The 7,022-nt window shown below is 44.6% G+C and carries 4 protein-coding genes; all 4 read right to left on the reverse strand.

Annotated elements, in window-relative coordinates:
* Positions 1-32: 32 nt before the first annotated feature.
* The 4 genes from QUA20_RS27010 to QUA20_RS27025 all read right to left on the reverse strand — a co-directional run bounded on the left by QUA20_RS27010 (position 33) and on the right by QUA20_RS27025 (position 6,611).
* Complete coding sequence (locus QUA20_RS27010) at positions 33-1,634, reverse strand: diguanylate cyclase domain-containing protein (RefSeq protein WP_333192820.1); 1,602 nt, start codon at positions 1,632-1,634, stop codon at positions 33-35.
* A 192-nt stretch (positions 1,635-1,826) separates the two neighbouring features.
* Positions 1,827-2,279 carry a response regulator gene (locus QUA20_RS27015; RefSeq protein ID WP_333192821.1) on the reverse strand — a complete coding sequence of 151 codons (453 nt, stop codon included), beginning with the start codon at positions 2,277-2,279 and terminating at the stop codon, positions 1,827-1,829.
* A gap of 486 nt (positions 2,280-2,765) precedes the next feature.
* Positions 2,766-4,673 (reverse strand): PAS domain S-box protein, encoded by a 1,908-nt coding sequence (locus tag QUA20_RS27020; RefSeq protein ID WP_333192823.1) that lies wholly within the window; start codon positions 4,671-4,673, stop codon positions 2,766-2,768.
* Positions 4,674-6,611 (reverse strand): response regulator, encoded by a 1,938-nt coding sequence (locus tag QUA20_RS27025; protein ID WP_333192825.1) that lies wholly within the window; start codon positions 6,609-6,611, stop codon positions 4,674-4,676.
* Positions 6,612-7,022 lie beyond the last annotated feature (411 nt).

Raw genomic sequence — 7,022 nt, forward strand, 5'->3', positions numbered from 1 at the left:
ACCAATTACTAATTAGCAATTACCTTCAACTTTTACATAAAAATCGGGGAAGATTCCCAGTTACTGCTGGCGTGACAAATGCGATTTTTGCCTTCGGTTTTGGCTTGATAAAGGGCGCTGTCAGCGCTGCGAATTAAGGTGTCGGGAGATTCCTGGGCAGAAGGAATCGCCGTAGCACTGCCGCAACTGAGGGTAACGTAGGGGCCGATCGGCGATCGCGCGTGGGGCAGTTTCAAGCTGGCGATGCTGTCGCAAATTTTCCGGGCGACAATGTTTGCCCCTTCGGCGCTAGTGTTGGGCAGCACTACGGCAAATTCTTCGCCACCGTAGCGGGCGGCCAAATCCCCAGCCCGGTTGGTGGCTCTGGCGATCGCCCCGGCAACTTGGTGCAAACAATCGTCCCCGCCGAGGTGCCCATAAAATTCGTTGTAAAGTTTAAAAAAATCGAGGTCAAACATAATTAAAGACAGCGGCAGTTCTTCTCTTGCCAATCTGCGCCACTCTAATCTCAAAACGCGATCGAACTGGCGACGATTGGCAATGCCAGTCAGTCCGTCAGTAGTTGCCAGTTGCTGCAATTTTTGATTTGCTATTGCTAGCTGGCGGTAAAGTTGAGATTGTTCGATCGCAATCGCCATTTGATTTGCCAACTGCTGTAAAAAATCTATTTCCCACTGCTGCCATTCCCTGACACCGCTGCAATTGTATGCTGTCAGCATTCCCCACAAACTATTGCCATTTTTTGCGATCGAAGCCGCCGCACTTGAACCCTGCGCCTGCGGTTTGCGGCTCGCTGGCAGGCGGCACATATAATTTTCGGCTGCATCTTGATTTTTTTCGGCTTCCAAAACAGTGCTTTCTTGTGTTTTGTTTACCGTTTCCCAGTCGCCAGATTGCCAAATTGGAACGCTGACAACTGCTGTCATTTCACAATCTGCCAGCAATTCTTTGCAACTGCCAACCAAGTCGGCAGCGCTGACATCTGCTATTGCTTGTACAGACTGGGATTCGACCAAAACACAGCATGACACCGCCAAAGCAGCACTAATATTTTGGTTTTCAATATAACCGCATGGCAAACCGTCACCTGCGACGATCGCACCTTTTTCCTCTTCCCCGTCGAGTTTAGACGACCAATCCTGGCAACGATAAATTAAAACGCGGTCTGTTTTGAGAAATTGGCGCACTTCTGCGACGGTACTTTGGAGAATGCTTGCCGCGTCTATTGAAGATCGAATATGTTCGATCATTTTGCCCAACAGCCGCTCTCGGAGGGCCTGCTGCCGCAATTGTTCTTCGATTTTCTGGCGTTCGATCGCGTAATGGATTGCCCGCACCAGCATTTCTCTGTGAAATTTTCCCTTTACCAAACAATCTTGAGCGCCCCACCGCAATACCGACAGCGCCGTATTTTCATCGTTGATCTCTGTCACCACCACAATTGGCACTGTGGGCCATCGCGCTTTCAAAACTGCGATCGCCTCGCATCCTCCCAAGCAGTCTGACACTGACAAATCTAATAGTACGGCGTCAAACTTTTCTTCTTCCAGACACCCGACTCCTATCTCCAGAGACTTAACCGTTTGGAGAAGAAATAGAGACTGGCTGAATGACCCTAAAAGGTCTTCGATCATGGTCGGAGCTGCCAGGTCATCCTCAACCAACAAAATTTTCAGACATTTGTTACGTGTTAACACAACTATAGCGTTCGGAGCGGGTCGAAGGAAACTTGTGAGTTTTGATAGCGATACTTGCGATCGGGCTAATATGTCGGTTTATCAAATTTACTCTACACTCAAACTATCGATTTAGCCCTCAATTAAAGCTTACATATCCGGCGGGAGTGAAACGATTTCAAACCAATACTTACATAAAGTCTTCATTACTTCAAGCAATCCTTCAAACGTGACTGGTTTGGATATGAAAGAATTTGCCCCCAAGCGATAGCAAAGCAAGATATCTCCCCTGCGGTGCGAAGTTGTGAGGATTACAACCGGAATTTGTTGCAAATGGGGGTCAGATCTGATCGAAGTTAGTGTTTCTAGCCCGTCAAGCCTCGGCATATTCAGATCCAAAAGTATCAGGTCTGCCTGGTGCCAATTGCTGCTACCAACATATTGACCGCGACGGTACAAGTAGTCTAGCACTTGTTCTCCATTTTCCACAAATTCGCTCCTAATTGCTAAACGAACTTCTCGAAGTGCTTCCTTCACCAAAAAGCGCGTGTCCTCGTCATCGTTTGCTATTAAAAGAGTAAATGTTTTCTTTTGATAATTCACGGCTTTGCCTCACTGCGAATGGCTTTTGTGAGGTTGCGGGACTTTGAGCCGTGTCTGAGCGCCTGCAAAGCATCTGTTGCCATTATCCGGCAAATCTGGCTGAGAACACTAAATTTGTGTTGCAGCAATTTACGGTTTTCGTGGATTTGCAAAGGTTTGCGAATTATGCTTGTTTCACTTGAGTGTCTGTTCGAGTACCGGCTAGCTGCAAAGACATCACAAATCCTTGTCCGCGAACTACTAGGGAAACTACTGCATCCCAAAGCAAGATGCTCTGGATACAATTGAAAAAAACTGACAATTCTTGCGCGCACCGCTGATTTATAACTTGTATAAGGATAGAGCTAATAGATTTATCGTGATTGATTTTTGGCTCGATGTCATCAGTGAATATGCTACACTTAATGACCATTTGTGTAAAGAAAACATAAAGCTATTTAAAGCTTTAGTAAAGAACGGCTGACTGCTGCAGGCGGACGGGTGACTTCACTTTGGTATAGGAATAGAAAAATAAAAAGTTGAACCTCGATTGAGTTCTGATTCTACCCAAAGGCGGCCGCCATGCCGATCGACAATTCTTTGACAAATCGCTAAACCGATACCAGTTCCTGAATACTGTTTTTGGGTGTGCAAGCGCTGAAAAATCTGAAAAATTCGCGGATGGTACTGTTCGGCAATTCCAATACCGTTATCCTGCACTGAAAAAACCCAGCTATCCCCCTCACGCGAAGCGCTGACGCGCACCATCGGCGCCTCGCTGCTGCGGTACTTAATGGCGTTGCCAATTAAATTTTGAAACAGTTGCAGCAGTTGAAAACTGTCACCTCTTACCATTGGCAAATCGCCCTTACTAACAGAAGCTTGATTTTGGCGGATGGCTAACTGCAAATTAGCGCAAGCATCCTCAAAAACCAGATTGCAATCTATCACATCAAAAGGTTTCTCACTGCGACCGACCCGCGAATATTGCAGCAAGTCATCAATCAGCGCCTGCATCCGCCCGCAAGAATTAACAATATTGCGGAGAAATTTATTTCCTTGGGCATCAAGTTGGTTGTGACAGCGGTTTTCTAATAGTTGAGCGTAGCCCGCAATCGTGCTCAAAGGCGCTTGCAAATCGTGAGAAGCCACGTAGGCAAACTGTTCGAGTTCGGCATTAGAACGAGTTAATTCTTGAGCGTAGCGGGTTTGAATGTCTAAACTCGCTTGCAGCAGTTCTTGTACCAGCTTGCGCTGGGAAATATCCTCGATCGCACAAATCAAATACTGCGGCGTCCCCTTGACATCGCGCATTGCCGAAACAGTAACATTCGCCCAGCGCACTGCCTCATCTTTGCAGATCAAACGCTTTTCCAGAGAAAAAGTTTTAATTTTCCCTGCTAACAGCGATCGCACATATTCTCTGTCAGCTTCGATGTCATCCGGGTGAGTAATTGCCTGCCAACTTTGCTGCAACAATTCCGATTCTGCATAGCGAACAATTTGGCAAAAACCGGGATTTACCCGCATAAATTGACCGCTAAGGGCGGTTTTAGCTATGCCGACCGCAGCTTGCTCGAATATCGCGCGGAAGCGTTCTTCGCTGTCTCGCAGGGCAATTTCTGCTCGTTTGCGATTGGTAATGTTGCGAAATGTTACTGCCAAGCCATCGTTTAACTTGACCGCAACAATGTGCAGCCAAGCACTTGTATCTCCCTCGTATTCGTAATAAAATTCTTTGTCTACACTTTCTCCTGTTTCTACTACAGAAACATACAAATCAAATAACCCGTTTTTGCGAACTTGGGAAATTTCTGCCAACAAATTCTTGCCAACTATCTCATTCAATGGCATCCCAGAAAATTTTTCGGCGGCAGGGTTGATCAACAGCCACTGGAAATCCACAATATTTCCCTCACTGTTGCGGATGGCAGAATAAGCCACCATACCGTCTAAGGAACTATTTAATATGCTAGCAAGCAGCGACTGCGACTGTTGCAGTTGAGAATTTTGCTCTTTTAATTGCTGTTGCAGTTTTTGCAAGGAGACTTGCTTGTCGATGCGTGCTAAAACTTCTTCTACTTGAAATGGTTTGGCAATATAGTCGGCACCGCCAACTCTAAAAGCTTGTAATTTATCATTAATGTCATCTAATACGCTTAAAAAAATTACTGGAATTTGTTCGGTTTCCGCTGTCGCTTTCAGTCTCCGACAAACTTCATAACCGTTCATTTCTGGCATTCTAATGTCAAGCAAAATTAAATCGGGGCAATGGGCGATCGCAACATTCAACGCCAGTTGACCGCAAATAGCTCGGTAAACTTGATACCCCTGGGCAGTTAGCAGCTTAGATAAGAACCGCAGATTGCTGGGTTGGTCATCAACCACCAATACTTTAATTTGGCTATTATCCATTTATTTTAAACTCGATTGAGTTAAATCCATTATCTTGTCGAGTCGGTAATCGGTAAGTAAATCTTTTAAAGCCTGAGCTAAAGTTGGATGACTTTCCCAGATGCGATCGACAATTTGAATCGCCAGCTCTTCATTAACATCATTAGCTGCATCGTAGAGTTCCTGCAGCCAACTTTGAGGCATCTGGGCCAGCAGCCCTCCGAAAAATGAATCGGGTTTGTCGCTCACAAAATAACGCCCTAAAGCCCCGACTGGTAGCCCGGGCAACTCTTGATAAATATAGCGCACTCCCAAGTAGCAAGCCATCTTATCAAAGAGGATTTGTTCTTGAAAAGGTTTGCGCACAAAATCGTCGCAACCTGCAGCAATAATTTCGCCTTTTTTTTCCTCAAAAGTGCTAGCAGTCAGAGCAATAATTACAGTTCGCCGCTGAGTTTGTTTTTCTTTAGCTCTAATTTGTCTGACAGCTTCAAAACCGTCCATTACTGGCATTCGTGTATCCAGCCAAATTAAATGAGGCTGCCAACTTTCCCAAATTTCAACAGCTTGGCGACCGTTTTCCGCTTCTCGGACTTCAAAACCAATTGGTTGCAGCATTTTAATCAGCAGCAGCCGATTTTCTTGATTGTCGTCAATTGCTAAAATCCGATAAATCGGTTGATCGGCTTCTAATCCGATCGCCCGCTGCAATGTCACGACTGTTATTTCAGACGAATTAGTGGGCAATACTCGGATATTAAATTTAAAACTCGTTCCCTTATCTAAAACACTTTTGAACCCAATATCTCCGCCCATTATCTGCACATATTTTTTAGTAATTGTCAAACCCAATCCCGTACCGTCAGCCGCATTTCTACCTGCTTCAGTTTGCACGAAAGCATCAAATAAAGTGTCTATTTCTGCTGCTGGTATGCCAACTCCGGTATCTTCAACTTCAAACAAAATTAAAACTTCTTCGCCCGAGGTAGAGTTAGAATAAATTTCCGCTTCGGTTAGCTGCTGCTTGCTTTCCACGCTCACGCGCAGCCAAATACGACCGCCATCAAGAGTAAATTTTATGGCATTTCCCAGCAGGTTAATCAAGCATACGCGCAGCTTTTTTTCGTCAGTTTTTATATATTGGGGAACATTCGCCTCCACGAAAAATCTTAGTTGCAAATTCTTATTTTCAGCTTTAATTTGAAACATCTCTTCGAGAGTTTCGAGAAGTTGATAAAGATCGAAGCTGCGTTCATCTAAGCCAATTATTCCTGCTTCTATTTTCGACAAGTCTAAAACATCGTTAATTAGTTCCAGCAAATGTTGACCGCTGCGGTTAATAATTCGGAGATTTTCGAGATTTTCGTGGCTGAGTAAAGAGTCGCGGCTCATGACTTGGGTAAAACCCAGGATGGCGTTCAGGGGAGTCCGCAATTCGTGGCTCATGTTGGCAACGAATTGACTTTTTGCGACCGATGCAGCGGCCGCGGTTTCTTCGGCTTTTTTGCGTTCTATTATTTCTTGTTGCAGTTCGGTATTGCGATCTAGCAATTGTTTTTTCAGTCTTTGGATAGTTAGTTGGTTTTCGATTCTCGCTAAAACTTCGGCTACATGAAAGGGTTTTGTGATATAGTCAACACCTCCTACTTTAAAGGCGGTTACTTTGTCCAATACTTCATCTAAAGCGCTGATAAAAATAACGGGAATTTCTGATGTTTTCGGATCTGCCTTGAGCTGCGTGCAGACTTGGTAGCCATCTATTTCGGGCATTTTGATGTCGAGCAAAATCAAATCGGGAGAACCAGAGCGCGCTGCTCTGATTGCCATTTTGCCGTTAATTACGCCCCGGACTTTGTAGCCCCGATCTGACAGCGTTGCTGATAAAACTTGCAAATTTTCTGGAGTGTCGTCAACAATTAATATGTTGCCTTTATTCTCTTCTGTTTGATTGCTGGTCATCGATGCTATGTTTTGGTTAAATTGAAAATTGTTGAAATTATGAAAACTGGTTAAATAGTCATTATAGCACTCCCTCGTGCATCGACTACTTTTATATTTACAGAACTTATAATATTATAGATTTTATATTTTATATTTTATAATTGCAATGGCTGATGATTACCAGGTTTGGGAGCTTGGCTACAGGTAAATTAGCCGATCGCCCGCGGGCGAGTTTACAAATAGTCTCTCCACCTAAATCATCAATAATCCTGAACCTTCCTTCTTCCTTCTTCCTTCTCCCTTCTTCCTTCTTCCTTCTTCCTTCTTCCTTCTTCCTTCTTCCTTCTTCCTTCTTCTTCCTTCTTCCTTCTTCCTTCTTCCTTCTTCCTTCTTCCTTCTTCCTTCTTCCTTCTTCCTTCTTCCTTCTTC

This window comes from Microcoleus sp. Pol7_A1, assembly GCF_036701085.1.
Lineage (GTDB): Bacteria > Cyanobacteriota > Cyanobacteriia > Cyanobacteriales > Microcoleaceae > Microcoleus > Microcoleus asticus.

What these genes read in the sequence shown, in the direction of transcription:
- QUA20_RS27010 (WP_333192820.1), bottom strand. Translation starts at nt 1,634, where the DNA reads ATGATCGAAGACCTTTTAGGGTCATTCAGCCAGTCTCTATTTCTTCTC.
- QUA20_RS27020 (WP_333192823.1), bottom strand. Translation starts at nt 4,673, where the DNA reads ATGGATAATAGCCAAATTAAAGTATTGGTGGTTGATGACCAACCCAGC.
- QUA20_RS27025 (WP_333192825.1), bottom strand. Translation starts at nt 6,611, where the DNA reads ATGACCAGCAATCAAACAGAAGAGAATAAAGGCAACATATTAATTGTT.